General features: G+C 38.5%; 16 protein-coding genes. 7 read left to right on the plus strand and 9 right to left on the minus strand.

Annotated elements, in window-relative coordinates; genetic code table 11:
* A partial coding sequence (locus tag VJ937_RS12685) for an MFS transporter (RefSeq protein ID WP_324067678.1) occupies window positions 1-983 on the minus strand: 983 nt, incomplete at its 3' end.
* A gap of 74 nt (window positions 984-1,057) precedes the next feature.
* Entirely contained in the window at window positions 1,058-3,589 is a 2,532-nt protein-coding gene (locus VJ937_RS12690; protein ID WP_324067680.1) for a T9SS type A sorting domain-containing protein, read from the minus strand.
* Window positions 3,590-3,795: 206 nt separating this feature from the next.
* Between VJ937_RS12690 and VJ937_RS12695 the strand changes: the two genes are divergently transcribed.
* Window positions 3,796-4,623 (plus strand): carbonic anhydrase family protein, encoded by an 828-nt coding sequence (locus tag VJ937_RS12695; protein WP_324067682.1) that lies wholly within the window; start codon window positions 3,796-3,798, stop codon window positions 4,621-4,623.
* Between the two features lie 80 nt (window positions 4,624-4,703).
* Here VJ937_RS12695 and VJ937_RS12700 read toward each other — a convergent pair whose 3' ends face one another.
* From VJ937_RS12700 to treS, 6 genes are all read right to left on the minus strand, one after another.
* Complete coding sequence (locus tag VJ937_RS12700) at window positions 4,704-6,491, minus strand: NADH-dependent [FeFe] hydrogenase, group A6 (RefSeq protein ID WP_324067684.1); 1,788 nt, start codon at window positions 6,489-6,491, stop codon at window positions 4,704-4,706.
* A gap of 18 nt (window positions 6,492-6,509) precedes the next feature.
* Window positions 6,510-7,691 (minus strand): NADH-ubiquinone oxidoreductase-F iron-sulfur binding region domain-containing protein, encoded by a 1,182-nt coding sequence (locus tag VJ937_RS12705; RefSeq protein ID WP_324067686.1) that lies wholly within the window; start codon window positions 7,689-7,691, stop codon window positions 6,510-6,512.
* A 22-nt stretch (window positions 7,692-7,713) separates the two neighbouring features.
* Entirely contained in the window at window positions 7,714-8,178 is a 465-nt protein-coding gene (gene nuoE, locus VJ937_RS12710) for an NADH-quinone oxidoreductase subunit NuoE (RefSeq protein ID WP_324067688.1), read from the minus strand.
* Between the two features lie 496 nt (window positions 8,179-8,674).
* Window positions 8,675-9,652 carry a Gfo/Idh/MocA family oxidoreductase gene (locus tag VJ937_RS12715; RefSeq protein ID WP_324067690.1) on the minus strand — a complete coding sequence of 326 codons (978 nt, stop codon included), beginning with the start codon at window positions 9,650-9,652 and terminating at the stop codon, window positions 8,675-8,677.
* A 64-nt stretch (window positions 9,653-9,716) separates the two neighbouring features.
* Window positions 9,717-11,288, minus strand: coding sequence for a maltokinase N-terminal cap-like domain-containing protein (locus VJ937_RS12720; protein ID WP_324067726.1), 1,572 nt, complete (start codon window positions 11,286-11,288; stop codon window positions 9,717-9,719).
* Window positions 11,285-13,039, minus strand: coding sequence for a maltose alpha-D-glucosyltransferase (gene treS, locus VJ937_RS12725; protein ID WP_324067692.1), 1,755 nt, complete (start codon window positions 13,037-13,039; stop codon window positions 11,285-11,287). Before treS ends, VJ937_RS12720 begins: the two co-directional genes overlap by 4 nt.
* Window positions 13,040-13,242: 203 nt before the next feature.
* Between treS and VJ937_RS12730 the strand changes: the two genes are divergently transcribed.
* The 6 genes from VJ937_RS12730 (at window position 13,243) to VJ937_RS12755 (ending at window position 21,257) form a co-directional block, all read left to right on the plus strand.
* Window positions 13,243-14,556 (plus strand): T9SS type A sorting domain-containing protein, encoded by a 1,314-nt coding sequence (locus VJ937_RS12730; RefSeq protein ID WP_324067694.1) that lies wholly within the window; start codon window positions 13,243-13,245, stop codon window positions 14,554-14,556.
* A 283-nt stretch (window positions 14,557-14,839) separates the two neighbouring features.
* Window positions 14,840-16,039: an isocitrate/isopropylmalate dehydrogenase family protein gene (locus VJ937_RS12735; RefSeq protein ID WP_324067696.1), complete on the plus strand. Its 1,200-nt coding sequence runs from the start codon at window positions 14,840-14,842 to the stop codon at window positions 16,037-16,039.
* 190 nt (window positions 16,040-16,229) lie between these two features.
* Window positions 16,230-16,595 carry a hypothetical protein gene (locus VJ937_RS12740; protein WP_324067698.1) on the plus strand — a complete coding sequence of 122 codons (366 nt, stop codon included), beginning with the start codon at window positions 16,230-16,232 and terminating at the stop codon, window positions 16,593-16,595.
* 11 nt (window positions 16,596-16,606) lie between these two features.
* A complete protein-coding gene (locus tag VJ937_RS12745; protein ID WP_324067700.1) occupies window positions 16,607-17,482 on the plus strand; it encodes a DUF5777 family beta-barrel protein in 876 nt (291 codons plus the stop codon).
* A gap of 8 nt (window positions 17,483-17,490) precedes the next feature.
* Window positions 17,491-18,042 (plus strand): YceI family protein, encoded by a 552-nt coding sequence (locus VJ937_RS12750; RefSeq protein ID WP_324067702.1) that lies wholly within the window; start codon window positions 17,491-17,493, stop codon window positions 18,040-18,042.
* Complete coding sequence (locus VJ937_RS12755; protein ID WP_324067704.1) at window positions 18,039-21,257, plus strand: two-component regulator propeller domain-containing protein; 3,219 nt, start codon at window positions 18,039-18,041, stop codon at window positions 21,255-21,257. Before VJ937_RS12750 ends, VJ937_RS12755 begins: the two co-directional genes overlap by 4 nt.
* Window positions 21,258-21,268: 11 nt before the next feature.
* Here VJ937_RS12755 and VJ937_RS12760 read toward each other — a convergent pair whose 3' ends face one another.
* Window positions 21,269-22,573 (minus strand): S28 family serine protease, encoded by a 1,305-nt coding sequence (locus VJ937_RS12760; RefSeq protein WP_324067706.1) that lies wholly within the window; start codon window positions 22,571-22,573, stop codon window positions 21,269-21,271.
* Window positions 22,574-22,622: the final 49 nt, after the last annotated feature.

Raw genomic sequence — 22,622 nt, forward strand, 5'->3', positions numbered from 1 at the left:
ATAAGAGATCCCAAAATCATAGCTGTAGCACTCTTTCCGTAACGATCAATAATAAACCCAAACAAGGGTGTAAAAAAAGCTGTCCCTATTGGTAATAATGAAGTCACACGGCCGCTTTGCACGTCTGTAAACCCAAATTTATCGGCAAAAAAGTCTGGCGCATAAGACACAAAAGGAAATACTGCGGAATAAAAAGTAACGCACAAAAGAACAATATAAATAAATGGACGATTGCTCAATATAACGCCCAAATCTTTAAAAGAAAACTTTTCGGGCGCGGCTTTTGGTGTAGTTAGTGCTACTTGTTTGTCTAATTTTGCATCAAGCAGCATATAAACCATAAAGGCCAACAAACCACTAAGCACTAAAATTGCGGCCAACCAAACAGCTGTTGTAAGGTTTGGTCCTCCACCAGCTACAACAGGTGATACTTGCAATGCAGCAAAAGTTCCAAGCCTACCAAACCCAACTTTTAAGCCAAAAGCAAGCGCAAGGTTTTTACCCTTGAACCATTTTACAAGAATTTTACTAACTACAACAATGCTGGTCTCAGCTCCAAGACCAAAAAAGAACCGTCCCAGAAGCATCATTTTCAGTTCAGGAGAGTAGTTGGGTAAAAAAGAGGACATTAAACCATAGCCGGGGCCTCCCGCAATATAATAATCCGATGCGCCATAAGCCGTAAGAAGTGCCCCAAAAGCCATAAAAAAGACAAACATAAACCCTGTGCGACGGATCCCAAATCGGTCGAGAATTGCTCCACCTATTACCGCCATTAATAAAAAAGTGTTGGGTATGGAATAGAAAGAGACAAATAAACCGTAATCGGTATTGGTAAAGTTGAATTCTTTAAGTAAAAGATCCTTTAGGGTGGAAAAGGCATCATAAAAATAGTAATTAACAGATAAAACAAACCCTACAAGGACAAGCACAGCCCAGCGCAAGGCAGGTGAATCATTTAGAGCTCTTCTTACCTTTTCCATAAATTAAAGATTTTGAGAGGCAAATATATTATAAAACTTATTACAGCCTAAAAAAACGACAGAATCTATTCCCATTAATGTTTTATTATTGAGTTGCTAAAAATTAATCCGGAGTTTTCATGCTTCAATATTATTAAATAGTATCCGGCAGAAAGATCTGCAGCATTCAGCTTTATACAATGCCTGCTATCTGTAAAATATACTTTCTCACCTGGTTTCACTAACAAGCCTGCAGTATTATAAACTTCAAGCAAATAAGCCCCAGCGTGCATTGAACTCATATCAATATTTACTACACCACGAGTTGGATTAGGATAAACATCAAAGCGGGTATTAGAAAGCTCACCACCCAACGAAGATGCGGGAGATGTGTCAGGAGCAATACTATAGATTCCCCTTCCAAAAGTAGCCGTTACAAGCTTATTTGTTGGCTGATGATAATCCAGATCGGTAAAAAACATAACTGGTAAACCCTCACCAAGTATATTCCAGCTATTGCCATTATTGCGGCTTATATAAACACCAACGTCAGTTGCTACTATAAGCACATCCTCAGCTATATTTATGATTCTATTAATTGGAACATCAGGTAGTACAGTGCTTATATTTACCCATGTATTTCCACGATCATCAGACCGGTATACATGACCTGCATTATCATAAAAACTATATCCCGAAAAGGTAGCATATATTACTTCCGGATCAGAAATGCTTGTAGCAACGCTGGTTACCCATCGGCGCGGTAACGAAGCTGATATATTGTTCCAAGAATCGCCACCATTCACGGTTATGCTGATATTACCATCATCTGTACCAGCTAAAACAATATTTTCATCTAAAGCAGACACCGAAATGGATGTAATTGTATTAAATACCATGTTTCCTTCACCTGGCCCATCTGTAAGATCGGGGCTAATTGGGGTCCAATTCTGAGCACGATCAGTAGATTTATATACACGGTGAGCACCATAAAAAAGTTCTTCAGGATTGGATGGGTTAAAAACCACAGGGGTATTCCAGTTTTTTCTATCCTCAGGCTCAATGCCAGTAATTGCCATATCCCAGTTTTCACCGCCATCTGCCGATCGCATGAGACCACCATACTGATATTCTGTATAAATGTAGTTATTATCAATTGGGTCGACAAGATTATAAAAACCGTCTCCTTGTGAGATAATCTCCCAATCGCTAATACCACCATTCATTGTTCGCATGGAGCTATTATCCTGTGTACCACCATAAATCCGCTCAGGTATAATATAATCAATCTCACAAGTATAAAACTGTGTAATTGGGAGACCATCAGCTTTCTGATAATCAACACCTCCATTCGAACTGTAATAGAAACCTCCATCATTACCAATATAGACTTTCTCTGGATTTGCAGGATCAAAAGCTAATGCATGTTGGTCAACATGTGCTCCATCAAAAACATTGAACCACGAACTACCTCCATCTGTGGTTTTATGCATTGCTAATGCTCCTATATATACGGTATTATGATCTATTGGATCAACATATATTCTACCAAAAAACCAATTATAGGGTGCATCATAAATACCTTCGGTACTCTTTCCTATCCAACTATCGCCGTAGTCACTACTTCTGTATATCCCTTTAATAAAATGAGTCTCTTCATCTACCACGTAGGCATATAAAAAATTGGGCGATGAAGGCGCTACAGCTATACCAATCCTCCCTGCAGTATCTGGCAAACCGGCTTCTAACTTGTCCCAGGTCTGCCCACCATCATAGGACCTGTAAATTCCTGAAGCCGCACCTCCAAAATTTATGTAATTCAACCCTTGATCTCTTTGCCAGGCAGCCGCATAAAGTGTATCAGGTTGAGTAGGATGCATGGCCAGATCGATAAATCCAGTTGAATCATTTACCCAAAGGCTCTGTTCCCATGTTTCACCGCCATCTACCGTTTTATATATTCCCCGGTCGCCTCCATTTTCGAAAATGGGACCCATTGCAGCAACGTAGCAAACATCTGAATTCCTAGGGCTAACAAGAATCTTTCCAATACTTCCGGCATTTTCCAGACCTACGTAATCCCAATCTTTTCCACTATTTATTGATTTAAACACCCCTACACTCCCCCCTGCTTGTGAGCTTGCACCACCATTAGCTTCTCCTGTACCGGCATAAATAGTAGTTGTATCTGAGGGAGCTATACACAAGTCTCCGATCGACAACATACCCACACTATCAAATATGGGTTCCCAGTTTGACAAATCAGTTGTTTTAAAGATGCCGCCAGAAGCGGCTCCAACATAAATAGTATTTTCTGCAACCTCAATATCAGTAATTCTTCCGCCAATATTATCGGGCCCGCAAAAACTCCATTCACTGGAATCAGAATATTTATTTTGCCTTGTTACAGACATCATCGCATCCCTATAGGCATTACGATCTATCTTACCTGATGGAAAAGCACGTTGTCTATAAAACCATTCATTTGGAAATAGTTTCTTTTCCTCTTCTAATTCCTTCTTTGCAATCTCATTATCTGTATAAACATAATGAATAAGAACTCCAAAAACTATTAAAAAAAACAATAGTATTCCTAAAATAATCTTGCTTCGAAATATAAAACTCATAGCTGTAGTATTTAATTTTTCCTAAAAATAACAACAAATTTTTAATCTCAAATGAAAACAGACGTTATAGGAAGTAATAACACCATTAATTATTATTTGATGAAATCACCACAGATAAATATTTTCAGCTAAATACATTGAACTAAAAAATAAAACGATGGTTATATTTATTGATGAAATAATGTTTAATCTAAATTTATTGCCTTATGAAAAAAATGATTGTTTTAATGCCTCTATTTTTAGCGACTTTTGCGTTATTCTTGACATGCGATAACAAAACAAACAATAAACAAGCTAATCAATCCAAAGAAACCAAAGAAGAAATGAAAAAAGAAACAGCAAAAAAAGACTGCGACCAGGTTCACTGGAGTCATCATAAAGGAGAACATGGTCCCGAAAATTGGGCAAACTTATGTGAGGGCTTTAAAGATTGTAATGGCGACAAACAATCTCCCATTGACATCAAAGAGGCTGTAAAAGGAGAAAGTCTAAAGCCGTTGAAGTTTGAATATGGAAAAACGAAAGTGAACATAATAAACAACGGACATACTGTGCAATTCAACATCGATAAAGGAAGCAGTATGATGGTTGATGGCAAGAAATATGATTTATTGCAATTTCACTATCATGCAACAAGTGAACATACAATAAATGGGGAGTACTCGCCACTTGAAGTTCACTTTGTGCACCGACATGCAGACGATGACTTTGCTGTTTTGGGCATTATGTATGAAGAAGGAGAAGCGAATGATCTGTTTAACAAATACCTGAAACATTTTCCGGCAGATAAAGGTGAATATACCTCAGACGAAAAATTTGATTTGGCAGCGCTTTTACCCGATAACTTAAGTTATTACCACTACGACGGTTCTCTAACCACACCGCCATGTTCAGAAGTAGTCAGTTGGTATTTACTTCAAAATCCATTACGAGCTTCACAGGAGCAAATAAAAGATTTCTCAGATATTTTGGATAAAAACTTCAGACCTATTCAGGAGCTTAATGGTAGAACAATCTATAAATTTGAGGAATAGCTAAATTTATAAAATAAATAAAAAGCCTGCTGAAATAATTCTCAGCAGGCTTTTTGCATTTTCACATTTAAACCGTCCAATTAGTATCTTTGACGCTCAAAGTACTCTGTATGGAGTAATTTATGAGATTGCTTTCCAAGTGGTTCGCCAAGGAATTCTTTGTAAATCTGTACAATTTCCGGGTTCTCATGCGATTTTCGAATAGCCAGGCTCATATCCTCATCATATATTGCCTTCATTCGTTTTTGACGAATCTCATCATTGGTAGGTATAGGTTGACCACCACCACCAAGGCAACCACCAGGACAAGCCATTATTTCAATAAAATGATATTCCACCTCACCGTTCTTAACTTTTTCCATAACGTTACGAGCGTTGGCCAGTCCATGGGCTACACAACACTTAAGTTCTGCACCTTCCAGGAATTTCCAATCTGGTAATACATCTTCAATTTTCACGGTTGCTTCGCGCACTCCGTCCAATCCCCGAACTGGTTCAATATTCAGATTTTCAAATGGGACTTCGCGTCCGGTAACAAGCTCATAAGCAGTACGCAATGCAGCCTCCATTACACCACCGGTTGCACCAAATATAACAGCTGCACCAGAAGACTTACCCATAATACTATCGTATTTCTCCTCTGGTAAATCAGCAAACTGAATACCTGCTTGCATAATCATAACTGCAAGTTCACGTGTGGTTAACACGTAATCTACGTCTTTATAACCACTATCTCGCATTTCAGGTCGATCAGCTTCGAACTTTTTGGCTGTACAAGGCATAACAGATACTGAAACGATATTCTCAGGATCAACATCTATTTTTTTGGCATAATAAGTTTTTGCAAGTGAACCGAACATTTGCTGTGGCGACTTACAGGTTGACATATTATCCAGCATTTCTGGGAATGTATGCTCAAAAAACTTGACCCATCCCGGCGAGCAACTTGTAGTCATAGGAAGAGGTTCACTGTGGTCGCCTTCAACCAGGTTAGCTTTTAAGCGATGTAGAAGTTCAGTTCCTTCCTCCATAATAGTAAGGTCGGCAGTAAAATCTGTATCGAGTACAGAATCAAAACCTAAACGCTTAAGTGCCGACACCATTTTACCGGTTACACGCTCACCTGCATCAAGTTCCAGTTCTTCACCGAGTCCGATACGTACTGCCGGGGCTGTTTGTACTACTACGTGTTTATTAGGATCGGCTATGGCATCCCATACGCGCTCAATATAAGTTTTCTCAATAAGTGCTCCTGTAGGACAATGAATTACACATTGGCCACAATTTGTACAAACCACTTCTCTTATTGGTCGGTCGAAAAAGGTAGAAATCTTCATCTCTGAGCCTTTATTGGCAACAGATAAAGCACCTACGCTTTGCATCTCAGTGCATGTACGCACACACCGTTGACAACGAATACACCGACTATCATCTTTAATAATAGATGGAGAAAGATCATCAATTGTATAAGCTCCGTGCGCAAGATCTAGAAAATCCTGATTTGTAATTTTGTATTCGGCAGCAAGATCCTGCAGTTCGCAATTACCATTTCGGTAACATTTCGTACAATCAGCATTGTGCTCTGAAAGCAGCAATTCAATAATATCTTTACGTGCATTACGTACCATTAAGCTGTTTGTATGAATCTCAAGTCCTTCGCTAACGGGAGTTGCACAAGCAGCGACAAGCTTTCGGGAGCCAACGACTTCGACAACGCATACTCGACAGTTTCCTGCTATGCAAAGGTCTTTGTGATAGCAAAGCACCGGAATTTTTATTTTTAGCTTTTCGGCAGCTTGTAGAATGGTAGTTCCGGCTTCTACACTTACATCAATGCCGTTTATTTTTAAATTAACCATCTTTGACATAATTCAATGCTTTTTTGTTTAGTAAATCATTTCTTCACGGAAGTTTTCCACAATGGATGAAAATGAGTTGGCTACAGACTGACCCAGTCCGCATTTGGCAGTCAATTTCATCGTTTCAGTCAAACGCATCAGTTTATCGAGATAGTGATGTGGTTTATCACCGCGTTTCACAGCTTCGACACCTTCCAGTAGTTGCTGACAACCAACACGGCAGGGGGTACATTGGCCACATGATTCTTCTTCGAAAAACTCCAGATAGTTTTTTAATACATTATACATAGAGCGTGAACTATTGAAAAGCATCATGGAACCTCCGGTAGGGAGTGAAATCCCGGTTAATTTACCCTGGTAACCAATGGCTGTTTCGCGAAATTTTTTGCGGGGCACACAGAAACCTGCTGCGCCACCTACCTGAACTGCTTTTGTATCGCCATCTCCAAAGTCATCAACAAAATCCTGTAACGACATACCCAGCTCAAGTTCGTATATACCGGCAACCGGTGTATCTCCTGAAACAGAAAAAAGTTTTGATCCGCGGCTGTCCTGAACACCAAGGTCGCGAAACTTCTTAGGTCCGTATTTAAATATTGTCCAGGCATGTGCCAATGTCTCAACATTGTTGATAACAGTAGGCTTACCTAAGTAACCAATTTCTGTTGGGAAAGGAGGTTTGTTGCGAGGTTCACCGCGTCTACCCTCCATTGATTCCATTAGGGAACTCTCTTCACCACAAATATATGCACCACTTCCGCTAAAAATCTCAATGCGAAAATCACTTTTCAATGATTTCAATATTTTATGGAAGTTATCTATTTCTTTCTGAAGATTGGGCTTTAAAAAATTGTACTCTCCGCGCAGGTAAATAAATCCTTTTTTCGCTCCTATAATGCGACCACAAGCAGCCATTCCAGTAAGTACTTTATGTGGTACCTGAGATAGAATTTCACGGTCTTTAAATGTACCTGGCTCTCCCTCATCAGCATTACATATTACATACTTTTCATCTCCTTCTGCTTCTGAAGTAAGTTTCCATTTCAGTCCTGTTGGAAATCCGGCTCCACCACGGCCCTTTAATCCAGACCCGATAAGGTCATTAATAAGGTCCTCGTTTGAGCGTTTAAATATTTTTTGAAGTATCGCATCTGTATCATGCTCATTTTTAAATATTAAGTCGATGCGCTTTAACATATGTTTACCCATAATAGTCTTTTTTTTTAATGATCTACTTGTTTTTGTACTCAACTATAATTTCATGTACTTTCTCAATGGTAAGATCAGTATAAATTTCATCATTAATTAGCATTGCAGGGGCTTTGTGACACCAACCCAGACAATTGGTTTCCAATAAAGTAAACTTTCTATCCGGTGTGGTTTCACCCAATTTAATCTTCAAGGCATCTTCCAATGCGAGCAAAATTTGATTTTTGCCTTTCATGAAGCATGTAATCGTTTTACATATACGAATTACATATTCACCGCGGGGTTCTGTATCCATGAAAGAGTAAAAAGTAGCTGTTCCATAAACATCTGCTGCAGAAATCCCCATTTGTTTGGCTATTTCGACCATAGCAAAGTCACTAACTGAACGTTCTTTTTCAATTACACCTTGTAATATGGGAAGCAGTTTTTCGCGCTTACGGCCGTGCTTTTCCACAAGCCCAGTAACAAGTTCCTGAATGTCTGTCATATCTTTCTCTTTTGGTTTAAAATGTGCTTAAAAACAGTTGTTTTGATGTTGCAAAATACCTATTCGTAAGGCTTTGATTTGCTTATGTTTCGAAATTACAATGCTTTTAAGGGGCATACCATGATTTTTGTCGCCATAAAAAATGACAATTGTCATTGTTTAGAACGCCAGCAAATCCAAAAACCACTCTTAATACTTAATATTAGCCAATTACGATAGTTTATGGTTTTACAACATGCTCCAATGAATAGCTAAAAAAACGCCAATTAAGAATGAGACTAAACAAAAACAAGTTATTTAGAGGAAAAAGACACGCCAATGATAGATTAATCTAAAAAACCACCAGGTGGTAATTAAAAAAATCGATTATAATATAAACACTACCTAATGGACAACACAGAGATTAAAACAAAACACATTAACTACGGCAAGCAATAATAAATAACTAAAGTTACTATAAATATAAAATTTACAATCGAATCAACATGAACAGATATTACTCATATTGCAAACCTATTTCAGTTCTAACTTTGTCCAAAATACGAATCAACTGCAAGCTTATTTGAAGTGGAAGCCCGGGACTTTCTGTTCTACCTTCTTTTATGCATTTTTGCACTTCTTCAATTTCATGCACATAACCGTTGCCATTATACTTTAAATCAAACACTTCAACTATATCTTCATCCTCATAGAGCTCTATTTTCTCTGAATGATGAAACCTGGAAGCAAGTTTAATCTTACCCTGAGTTCCATAAATAAATGCTTCAATAGGTGTGTGTGCTTCCAGTGTTGATTCAAGTGAAGCTTTTGAGTGGTTATCATAGCTAAACATCATGGAGCAATAGCTATCAACTCCGGTTTTGGTCATACGGGCTGTAGCCATTATATCAACCGGGATCCCCAATATTAACAAACTAAGATAGACCGGGTATATACCAATATCAAGCAATGATCCGCCGCCAAGTTTCTTCTCAAATAATCTTCCCTGCATATCCATTTTACTTTTAAAACCAAAATCAGCTCTGATGGCCACAATATCTCCAATCACTTTCTTATTGATAAGTTCCAATAATTTCCCGGTTGCAGGTACAAACCGGGTCCAAAGCCCCTCCATCAAAAAAAGCCCCCTCGAACGTGCTTCATTCATCATAGTCTCGACTTCTACTTCATTCATCCCCATTGGTTTTTCAACCAACACATGTTTACCATGTTTTAAACACAACATTGTATATTCAAAATGAAATGTATGAGGTGTTGCGACATAAACCACATCGACCTCATCATCCTGAGCAAGTTCAAGGTAAGAGCCATAAACTTTTGATGGGTTAAAATCAGATCCAAATTGTTTTACGCGATCCATATCTCTAGACGCTACTGCATATATTTCAGCATTTTCCACAACCTGAAGGTCTTCTGCAAATTTTCTGGCTATTTTGCCTGGACCCAATATGCCCCATTTTATTTTTTCCCTCATAATAATTCTTTACTAAAAAATACTAAAGAGTAAAAACTGAGCATAAAACCTCTGCTCTAGAGTATTAATCATCGTATTGTTCTATAATCTTCAAAATACAAATTGTTGGAATAAGTATTCGCTCTGAAGGAGCTTCAAGCTCATCACTCAAGCGGTGTATGGCCATTTCCAGCAAGAAAACATTCAAAATATTTTTAAAATCCTCATCATTTTCTGGTATAAAACGGTTTCCATTGGTTCTGTCCAGGTATGCTCTCAAATAGATTTGAACCATATAGTGGAACCATTTTTCGGCCCATGGTCGCAGGGCATTAATATCTTCTTTCCTTATATTCTGATTTTTCAATATACCTTCGTAAGCAATGTAATGGAAAGAGCTAATAATTGAAGCAATGTCTGAAAGCGGTGATTTTTTCAATCTCCGCTGGCTGTATCTTTTTCCGGGACTACCCTCGAAATTAATAAAGACAAAATCGCGGCCTGTAAAAAGTACGTGCCTTAGCTTAAAATTACCATGTGTACGTATCTTCATAATATCAAGCTTATTGCTGTATACTTTTTTCAAAACCTGCAATACTTTGTGCTTAAGCGGGAAAATACGCCCAACGTCATCTCTGATATTTTCAGGAATCTGATCGTACTTACGCTCCAGTGTATGATATACTTCACGAACCGGCGATTGAAAAGAACTAAACAATGACCGCTGATAATGCAATGAAAACTCTTCGGGATAAAACTCAGGATCTTCCTTCTCTGAAGCCAAAGCAGCATGAAGCTCAGCAGTTCGTTCACCCAGCAACCTGACTTGCTCAACAGCAACCATATTGAGTATCTCTATCATATGCTCATCTTCCATCTCCTCATATGCAATGGGCTTGGTAAATAAGCCTTTCAATGGGAACTGTTCTGCATCATCAGACCGCATTTGAACCGTTTCGTAATAGCGTTGCAGGAAATCAAGAAAATAGTGGCGGGCATCGTTCTGATAGTCTTCTGCCTCCTGTATTTTACCCAGCGCAATAGCATGTTCATGATTTTGCAAATCAATTTTACCGGCATATTTAGGGATATAGGGAAACTCTATTTTATCTAAAAATTCGGTTAACTGAAGGTCCGGGTTAACAGACTTATCGAGTTTACGATAGATTTTAAGCAAATAATCGTTATTGTATAGAATTGAAGTATTCGTACGACGCATATTCATGATGCGTGGTTTTACATCTTCAGCATCTTGGCCATACTGGCTCAGCTTTTTATTTGCGATAAAACGCATAGTTGTATTTCCGGTCAGTAAACGTTTTTTGTTGACAATATTGTTAAAAAGCCTGAGCTGTATTTCGGGATCAAAAAAACCATCATACAAATAGCCTTCTACGCCACCTATTTTAGCCTGACAAATAATAGACTGGGGATACTCGTCGGTAATGGTTTCTGTCTTGGTTTTTTCTGAAAAAGCCATACAAACTTGATATAACTCGGGCAACCTGCTCTCGTAGCGCACTTCAAGTAAAGTAATATATGCATTGCGATCTTTACTGGAATAATCGATCAATTTGAGCACATGGGTTCTTCTTATTTTCTGATAGCGGCTCTCAAACCATCTGCTGTGTTTAAGATATGAAGGGAGTACATCTATCTCAAGTGTCTTTTAACCTTTGGATCGGTGATATTTTGCCAGGTATTAAATTCAAGCAAGAGGTTTTGTTTTGGATCATCTACGGCAGAGCGTTTTTTACGCAGCAAAAACCAATAATAGTCGTGCGGGCTCAGGGTTAGTACATAATCACGATTTTCGTGAACAATTGGGAACTGGTTTTTGCTGAACACTTCTATTGGCACATAGCCTGCATATTTGCTCAAATCAAGCTCTGCAGCCTGGGAGAACCTCGATAAATTAAAAACTACCAGAATTGTTTCCTCTTCATAAGTTCGGGTAAAAGCAAGGACCTTGGAATTTTCAGAATATATAAACTCAATATCGCCGCGGCCAAAAGCTTTGAACCGCTTGCGCATATTAATGACCCGCTTCATCCACCAAAGCAGAGAAGAGTTGCTCGCCTGCTGTGTTTCCACATTCACCGATTCATAGTGATAAAGCGGATCAAGAATGAGAGGTAAATAAAGCTTGTGTGGATTGGTATTGGAAAAACCTGCATTACGGTCGGGCGACCATTGCATTGGCGTACGGACGCCATCGCGATCACCAAGATAGAAGTTATCTCCCATGCCAATTTCATCGCCATAATAAATCACAGGAGTCCCGGGCAATGAAAAAAGCAGGTAGTTCATCAACTCTATCTTTCGCCGATTATTCTCTAACAATGGAGCCAAACGCTGCCGGATGCCCAGATTAATTTTGGCCTTTGGGTTTTGCGCATAAACTTTGTACATGTAGTCGCGCTCCTCATCTGTCACCATTTCAAGCGTTAGCTCATCGTGGTTGCGCAGGAATATGGCCCATTGGGAAGTGTCGGGAATCTCCGGGGTTTGGTCAAAAATATCGGTAATCGGGTAACGATCCTCCATACGCATAGCCATAAACATGCGTGGCATAATCGGGAAATGGTAGTTCATATGACACTCGTCACCGCCACCAAAATATGCTGCTGAATCTTCCGGCCACATATTGGCCTCAGCCAAAAGCATTTTGCCTGAAAAGTTCTCATCTACGTGTCTGCGAAGTTTTTTCAGAAAGGCATGTGTCTCAGGTAAATTTTCACAATTAGTACCTTCACGTTGATAGAGATAGGGAACTGCATCAAGCCTGAAGCCATCGACACCGAGCTTAAGCCAATAATCAATTATTCGGAAAATTTCCTGTTGTACTTTGGGATTATCGTAATTCAGGTCAGGCTGATGATGAAAAAAACGGTGCCAGTAATATTGTTTGGCCACCGAATCCCAGGTCCAATTACTTTTTTCATAATCCTGGAAAATAATACGTGCCCCACCATAAGTTTTGGGATTATCGGTCCATACATAGTAATCACGCTCCACTGAGTCTTTTGGCGATTTTCGGGAACGCTGAAACCAGGGATGCTGGTCTGATGTATGATTCATTACCAACTCTGTAATTACTCTTATGTTCCGCCGATGTGCGGCATTTATAAACTTCTTGAAGTCTTTAATATCTCCATATGAAGGATTTATGCTGTAATAATCAGCAATATCGTAGCCATCGTCTTTCAATGGAGAAGGATAAAATGGAAGTAGCCAAATTACATTAACACCCAGGTCTTCCAGGTAATCCAATCGGTTAAGCAATCCGGTAAAATCTCCAATTCCATCACCATTGCTATCCATAAAAGCCTTAATGTGCAATTCGTAGATGATGGCATCTTTGTACCAGTGTATATTATCGTCAATTTGGGTGTAATCCTGCGTCATATAGTGCCTTAAATTTAAAGCTGTAAATATAATCAATCATTAAAATTATACCCAATCAATCAATTATTGTACTAAATCTTTTTTTGCAATAAACTTTTCTCGTCTACCCCAACCAGAAACTGTTAATATTCTCATAATGAGTACAAAATATTTTATTTTTATATTTATTTAATCTAAATTAGTGTAAATAAAACTGCTTCCTTATGAAAACATCAGCTATAATTATTATTCTACTGCTTACTGGTACTTTAAGTGCCCAGGATAAAGGATATGTTCAAAACAGAATTTCAATTGAAACCACCTGCGGACATATACCATTAATGAACCCACAAAAAGCGCATGCAACAGACACCCTTTTTTGTGAACGTTTAGCCTATAATGAAGACTATTATGAGCCTTACACGCGTAGAATTATTATTTACGATGAATTCGGACGGATTATTGAAACTATATATGGTAATTACCCATGGGGCAATTACAAAAACTCATTCAAAGAAATCTTTACCTATACACCTTTTGATTCACTTGCTACCTATCAGAGCATGATTTGGAACGATTCTTTAGGAGTTGATGGTGCCTGGGATAACACAAATTTCATTACCTACACCTATGATAATCAAAATAAACTCATTCGATTGGAAAAACAATTCAGCCCGATGGACATCCAGGAATGGGAAAACAATCGCATATCTTCATTTGAATATTACCCCAATTCATTTAAAACCAAAAAAGAAACAATTGAATACTTCAACGCTGAGGAAGATGTGTGGCAGACATATCAAACACATGAATATACTTATAACCCAAATGACCAGGTTACAGAAAAAGTTACGCATTACTCAGATGATGATGGACAAACCTGGAGTGGCACCTCCAGATTTACCTACAATTATGATGAAACGTCGGGTAAAATTGTAATTCAACAGGTTCCGGATGGTGAAAACTGGCGCAATAGCTGGCGTTTCACACACATTCTAAATGACAACGATGCTCCAAATGAAATACTTAAGGTTATGTGGAATACTCATGACTCAGCATGGGATACGCTTATACAGGAAAAAAGAGTTTTTACCTACAATAATTTTGGTCAGATAACTTCCGAAACATACATGTCGAAATATTTCGAATGGTTCAACATACAAAAAAAGACCCATACCTATGATCAAAATAATTCGTTAAATGGCGGAACTAATTACGACTGGGATTTTAATGACTCTATTTGGGTGGCAAAGACTCAATGTGCATTAAAAACAAACCAACCACTATTGATTCATGAAACTAGCAGGCTTTTAAATTTTAATTTCTATCCGAACCCTGCAAATGGAGTTATAAATATAGCATTACCTCAAAAAGACAGAAATGGACTGATACAGGTCATCGACCAATATGGAAGGATTGTAAAACAATTCAACAACATTCCGGAAAAAATAACCTTGTTACACCAGCCAACCGGCATATATTTTTTGCGCATAAAACATAAATCAGGTGCTAATACTAAAAAATTTGTCCTTCGTTAAATACACAGTGTTTTTTTAGTCTTAAAGTTAATGTAAACCGGGAACTATTTATTTCCGGTTTTTTTTTGTGAAAAGCGTTAAAGAAAGGCCTGAAACATGTAATAGAATAATAAGGCCAGCCATAAGCTACCGTTTAAGTTTGAAAAAGCATGAGCAACAACACAGAATTCTTATAAAATAAGGGCAGAAAAAAGACCGATTTTATGCTTCAATATTTTAATCCTCCGAAAAATAATTTATTTTTACCTCAGTAAGAAAATAAACCTTTTAAACACTGTGTATTATGAGTAAACGCACAATTGTAGCCATGCCTGGAGACGGAATTGGTAAAAATGTACTTGAAGAAGCCATACGTGTACTTGAAGCAGCAGGCTTTGAGGCCAATTACGTAGAAGGTGATATTGGCTGGGAATTTTGGAAAAAAGAAGGAAATCCGCTCCCCGACCGCACCTTAAAACTGTTGGAAGAGCACAAAATCGGGTTATTTGGTGCCATCACATCAAAACCAAAAGATGCTGCCGCAGAGGAACTTGCCCCGGAACTGCGCGACAAAGGATTGGTTTATTCAAGTCCTATTGTTGGTTTGCGTCAACATTTTGGGCTCGACATTTGTCTGCGTCCCTGCCGCACCTATAAAGGCAACCCCCTGAACTTTATTCGCCGCGGACCCAACGACACCATCGAAGAACCAAAAATAGATGTAGCAATATTCCGCCAAAATACTGAAGGACTTTATGGAGGTGTAGAATGGAGCAACCCGCCCAAAGAAGTTTATGATGCGCTAATGACACATCCCAAGTTCAAGAAAAACTTTGGTGATACACCCAAAGAAGAAATTTCGGTTTCTACACGTATTTTCACTAAAAAAGCAACAGAACGTATCTTGCGCGCCGCTTTTGAATATGCCAAAGATAACGGATACAAATCTGTTACAGTATGCGAAAAGCCCAATGTAATTCGTGAAACCTCGGGCATGATGTTCAAAATGGCACAGGAAATCAAGGACAAAGATTATCCGGACATTGAATTGTGGAACACCAACATCGATGCGCAAATGATGTGGTTAACCAAAAACCCCGAAAATTACGGTGTAATTGTAGCCGGGAATATGTTTGGCGATATTGTTTCTGACGGATTTGCCGGACTTATTGGTGGTTTGGGTTTTGCTTGCTCAGCACAAATGAATCCCGATAGCGGTGTTGCCGTATTTGAGCCTACACATGGCAGTGCGCCAAAATATGCCGATTATGATGTTTCAATCACCAACCCGATTGCTATGATGGAATCGGCCTGTATGATGCTGGACTTCATTAAAGAGGACGAAATTGCAAAGAAAATCCGCACAGCCATAGCAGAAGTGATTGCTGAAGGCAAAGTTCAAACTTACGACATGAAAAAAATGCGCGGTAAACCTGATGTTGTTAAAAACGGTGCCGCCTCTACAACCGAAATGGCCGATGCCATTATTGCAAAAATGAAGTAAAAAACTTCACCAATACCACAAGCGGTCTGTTCTACAAATGAGCAGACCGCTTAATTTTTCATCCCTGGTTACCCACCATGGAGCGATAAAACATTACCATCTTCATAAACCGATTACTGAAAATTGCTCAGGTAACTATTAAAAATACATAAAAAAGACCTAAATTTGGTTAACATCAAAACCTTAAGCAATGGTAAATCGCATAGCAATTACATTGATTATCGCACTGTTCCTTTGGCTTTCATCATGTACATTTCAAAACGAAGAAACCTATTTTGAAGATACAATCTGCGATACTACAAACCTTACTTATTCAGACATTCGGCCTATCTTAACAGACAATTGTATGTCATGTCATAACAGCACATTTACTCAAAGAGAAGGAATAGAACTTGACACATATGAAAACGTCGTAAACTCTATAAACACAGGACTTGTATTACCAGCAATAAAGCATGAAGGAGATTTTAACATGCCCGCAAACCAACCCCAGCTTCCCGATTGCCTGATTTTAAAAATAGAGACCTGGGTTAACAATGGGATGCCAGAAAACTAAATAAGCAGCCTATGAAAAAACATTTTATATTAATTGTATTGCTATTGGCAGTAAACACTTCTAATTATGCCCAGGACCTAATGGCTTTGCTTGACTCTACCAGTGAAGCCCCTACAATATATACCGAACGTACCTTTAAGTCGAGTCGGCTCATTAATGGATATAATGTAGAAACAACCGGTAAAAACGACCTGGTATTTTGCATTTCGCATCGGTTCGGACCAATTAGCAACGGCGCTTATGAATTTTATGGTCTAGATCAATCAATGATTAGGCTGGGGTTTGAATATGGTGCTACAGATCGGTTGTCGTTTGGAATTGGCAGGAGCAGCTATGAAAAACTGATTGACGGATATTTCAAATACAAAATCTTGCGACAAAAATCAGGTTCCAAAAACTTCCCCTTTTCATTAACTCTGCAAGAAGGTATTTATTACAAAACACTCAAATGGGACAACCCAGACCTTAACTACCCTGAAACAGCGCGATTATTTTATGTTCATGAGCTGTTTTTTGCGCGCAAATTCGGAGATGCTTTCTCAATGCAGGTCGTACCTGTCTTAATTCACCGAAATATGGTTAAAACCAAAAAGGAACAAAACCTGGTCTCAGCTGTTGGAATAGGTGGAGTATATACATTAAACAACTGGTTATCGATTTCAGCGGAGTATTATCATTTGCTGCCCGGCCACACAGCTGACACATACAGTAACTCACTTGCAGTGGGAATTGAAATTGACACAGGAGGAGGCCACTTATTTCAGTTGCATTTTTCAAACTCCCGGGGCATGACAGAAAAAAACTTCATTCCGGAAACAAACGGCAAATGGGAAGATGGAGATATAGCACTGGGTTTTAACATAATAAGAGTATTTAACCTGAAATAAAATATAATATGAAGAATGCTTATCAAATAATATTCATATCGCTTTTTCTATTGTCATCATCATTAAGCGGACAGGATCTCTACAAAGTAACGCAATCAAGTATAAAGTTCACTTCCGACGCTCCCCTGGAAATGATTCAGGCTAAAAGCAATGAAGCTGAAGGAATTATTAAAAGTCTTGATAAATCGTTTGTATTTCGTGTGCCCATGAAAACATTTGAAGGCTTTAACAGCTCATTACAAAAGAGTCATTTCAATACTAATTATCTCGAGACCAACAAGTACCCATACACCATTTTTGAAGGGAAAATTATTGAGGATATAAGCTTTTACAGCCCCGGGACATATAATGTCAGAGGTAAAGGGAAGTTCATATGCCATGGCATTGAACAAGAACGCATTATTAAATGTAAACTCATTGTAAAACCCGATAAATTAATCGTAGAATCTGACTTTACTGTTTTTCTCGAAGATCATGATATAGAAATACCTACAGTGGTTTACCAAAAAATTGCTGAAGAAATAATGGTTGACATAAAAATTGAACTACAGCCGAAATGATAAAAAGCAAGCTCTTAATATTACTTTTACTTATTAGTCTAATCCCCCTAAAACACTCAGGACAAGTGCCTGTTATTGATGTTCTTGAAATCCTAAAAGAAAACGAGCGGGTGAGTATAAAATCTATTTATCAGGATACATCCGGTTACATATGGTTAGGGACAAACGAAGGTCTGTTTAAGTTTGACGGGGTTAATTTCGAACAATTTACCCAGGAAGACAGCCTTTACTCTAACCAGATTTCAGCAATCGGGAAAGCCCAAAAGGGTTTTTGGGTGGGACACGAAAGCGGCGAAATTACTTATTTCGATGGAGAAAACTTTCGTAAAATTAATCCAGAATCAGGTTTTAGCAAACAGCAAATATCGCACATTTTTGAACGAGATAAGGTTCTGTGGTTTGCAACAATGGGTGAAGGCGTATATTACTACAAAGGAGAAAAAAGGAAAAGAATGTATAACCTTAATACAGACGACGGACTCCTCGACAATTATGTATACAAAATCTTACCTGCACCTTCAGGCCTTTTTTATATGGCTACAGACCGTGGAATATCTGTATATGATCCTGAAAAAAATGAATTCATTGACAAGATAAACTCAAAAGATGGGCTCCCTGATAATTTAGTAAAAGACCTGGAAATTGAAGAAGATATTTTGTGGGTAGCTATGGAGGATAGAGGCATCTGTAAATATGATATCAACAATAAGAAAGTAACCCCTATAACTGGGTGGCAATTTGGAGCCATAAATGACTTTGAAAAATATGAGCAGAATAAATTCTGGGTAAGTACCAAAAGAAATGGACTAATTAAGGCGCAGATAAATAAAAACCATGAGCTTTCGATTACGGGCATTGACAAAAAACATGGCCTGCCCAGCAAACGGCTAAACACCCTTTTCCTGGATCTGGAAGGAAATTTATGGATAGGTACCAAACACGGACTGGCGATAAATCGCAATAACCAAATTGAGTTTTTCAATGCCAGCACAGATTTTGACATTAAAAATGTTTTCAGTCTCACGAAAGATAAAAACGGAAAGTTTTGGATAGCCAGTCAGGATGGACTCCATACATTTTTCAAAAAATCCAATGGTAATTACCACCTCAAAAAATGGTTTACCGGTCCAGCCTATGAAAATATAGCTTTTGTTTCAGTCTGTCAGGATCAAAGAAACTACATATGGGTTGGGACTTATGGTTTTGGAGTATTTAAAATAAACCCCGATAATGGCAATTTTAAACAGTATAAAAAAGAAGATGGACTAAGCAATAATAATATTATTCATATTACCTGCCACAAAAACAACATCTATTTTGCTACGCTTGGTGGTGGAGTAAGTAAACTTGAACTTCAAAAAGACGGTCACGCCTTCAGTACCATCAGCACAAGCAATGGTTTAAAATCAGATTATGTATATGCTACCATGTACGATTCTCAAAACAGATTATGGATAGCTACAGATGGCGGAGGTATTGCCAAAATGGAAGATGGGAAACTGACACACCCTGAAAGCAAATTAATTGATTCCATAGGAAAAGTTGTATACAGTATAACAGAAGATACTAAAGGTAACATTTGGTTTGGCCTGGCAGACAAAGGAGTTTTAAGGTATGATGGAGAAAACTTTAAACACCTAAGTAAGGAAAATGGACTAAGCAGTAATGAAGTAAAAAGCATTATTAGCTACCCAGACAGCCATGTACTAATGACACACAACGACGACATTGATATTGTAAATGAAAGCAATTTCAGCATAACCAAAATAGGTTCGATGCTGGGGCTCAATAATTTCATGCCAAGCTTGAATGCTTATTACAGGGACAGCAACCAAAACCTATACATTGGATCTGCCAGTGGTATACTCAAAGTCAACCTTCAAAAAGAGGAACTAAGCCTAAAACCGAAACTATTTATTTCAAAAAAAGAGCTTTATTATGAACCAATAAAAAAAGGTGCTCACAACTTTTCTCACAGTCAGAATAACCTTACATTTCAATACACAGCACTATGGTATTTAGCTGCTTCAGAACTCACATATCGCTATAAACTTGAAAATTACGATATGAAATGGAGCACACCAACATCTACAAGGGCTGTTACATACTCATTTTTACCACCTGGCGATTACACCTTTATTGTCCAGGTTAAAATGCCTAACGGTGAATGGTACGATAATTCAGACAGCCGCTATAGTTTTACCATTAAACCTCCATTCTGGCAAACAACCTGGTTCATTATCCTGGCTATATTGGTTACAATCTTAGGTATCTATGCAGTAATTAAATATCGCACAAAAAAACTACAGAAAGATAAAGAGAACCTCGAACGCATTGTAGCGCAGCGCACATCTGAAATCTTAACTCAAAAAGAGGAAATTGAGTCGCAGCGTGATGAAATTGAAAGGCAGCGCGATTATGTAACAGAACAAAAAAGTAAAATCGAAAAACAGAATGAACATATAACAGACAGTATTCAATATGCAAGCAGAATACAAACAGCCGTGCTCCCTCCAAAAGAAAATTTCAAAAAACTTATTGGTGATTATTTCATTTTTTTTAAACCACGAGATATTGTAAGTGGCGATTTCTATTACCTGAACAAATCAGGGAACAGAATTATAGTGGCAGCAGCCGACTGTACCGGACATGGTGTGCCAGGAGCATTTATGAGTTTACTGGGCATCACTTTTTTAAATCAAATTACCAGTCAACTCCCAGCTGATTTTAATGCTGCTACAGTACTAAACATGCTTCGAAATGAGGTGAAAAAAGCATTGCGACAAACCGGGAAAAAGGATGAATCGAAAGATGGAATGGACATTTCAATGTGCGTTGTAGATAAAGATGCCCAAAAGTTGAGTTATGCAGGAGCCTATAATCCTTTATTGATAGCAAGGAACAAAGAAGAATTAATTTACAAAGCAGATCGCATGCCAATAGGCATACACTTAAAAGACAAAGCCGACTTCACGAACCATGAAGTTGAATTGCAAAAAAACGACATGCTTTTCCTCTACTCTGATGGGTTCCAGGATCAATTTGGAGGTGAAAATAAAACCAAATTTCTATCCAAACGCTTCAGAAAAGTTCTTATTGAAGGCTCCGATTTGCCAACAGAAAAACAAGAAACCCGCCTTGAGAAAGTTTTCATGGATTGGAAGCAAAAACAACCCCAAATTGATGACGTGATCGTTATGGGCATAAGAGTTTAGGATTATAAGGACTATTCTCCAACACCTATTTCAACACCAGTCCACTTTTCCAGGACAGAATATATGCTATCCTTAAGATGATCCGGGTAGTTACGAATTCTTGTACTATGATTTTTTTCCGGATTAAAGAGGCGCACAGCATTGGTTTCAGGTCCGGGCTCTGCAGCGGTTGCTGACCATGCATCCTGTCCTCCGTAAAGGTAAAGCATATTATCTCCTTCGTTTTTCACCCATCGATCGACCTTGCGCATCACTTCTGGATTAAATTCAGCATTTTCGTAGCCTTTTGGCAATGTCCAGCTAAAATCGACCATCCCTTCCATATCAGTATAACCTTTAAACTCGTCTGCGTCGTAGCCATACATGCCAATTTCAGTCATACCCTGAAAAAAGAATGGTAATGTTGGAGCAATACTGTTTTGCTCGAAAAAACTAAATCCAGTGTATGTTTTCCAGTAATGGAATATCTCTTTATTGGTGGCATCCAGTGGCGGAATACTTTCGCAATCGTTTGGCACCCATTGCCACAGGGCAAAGCTAAATTCAAATACAGCTAAATCGTAGGCACTATCAAGGCCCATTTTAAACTCCCAGTCATTTTCCTTTGCTTCTTCTTCGAAAAAGGGCATTAGCACATCTTTCCGCTCAAGAAGCTCAACCTGGAAATCATGGATTTTCTGTCTGCATGGCGCTGTTCCAACTGTATCAAGAAACAATTGCACACGCTCGTCGGTAGCACTGAAATTCAAAGGCGCAACATAAGGCACACTTACATCCACATCCTTTGGATACAAACTTCGGTGAAAAATGGTCGTCTGTCCCCCTTTACTAATTCCGGTACTGATCCATTTCTTACTGTACCAGGGTTTGAACGCCTGAATAACATTATGCTGATCGGCAGCAGCATTGGCCACTGTAAGGTTACTCCAGGGAATGCTGTCATTTGGGCGCGACTCGTCAAAAAACCTGTGCTCTATGGTAATTTGATTGGCATCGAGTAGCCGGCATAACTCCGATTGGCCGGTGCCGTATAGTGCATATCCTTCCAGAACTATAACGACAGGCTTATCAAAACCTTTATGTGAATAGATTACCTTTTGTGGAAATGTGCCCAAATCAGGATTGTTATGATCAACAGGTTGCTGAAACCAAAGTTCATAAGTCACCTGAAATGCAGTATCTCCGTTAATGGTTTTAAAACTGTCTACGGCATTGAGTTCTTCTACAATTTGCAAAGGTGTTGCAGGCTCTTGCTGACAGGAGATAACGCCGGTCAAAATTAAGAGTGCGGTAAAAAGATATAATGATTTAAGCATATGATTTTTGTTTTAAAAATACAATTTTTATTTAAAACAACTCATAACT

It is taken from the genome of Salinivirga sp. (genome assembly GCF_035268865.1).
Lineage (GTDB): Bacteria > Bacteroidota > Bacteroidia > Bacteroidales > Salinivirgaceae > Salinivirga.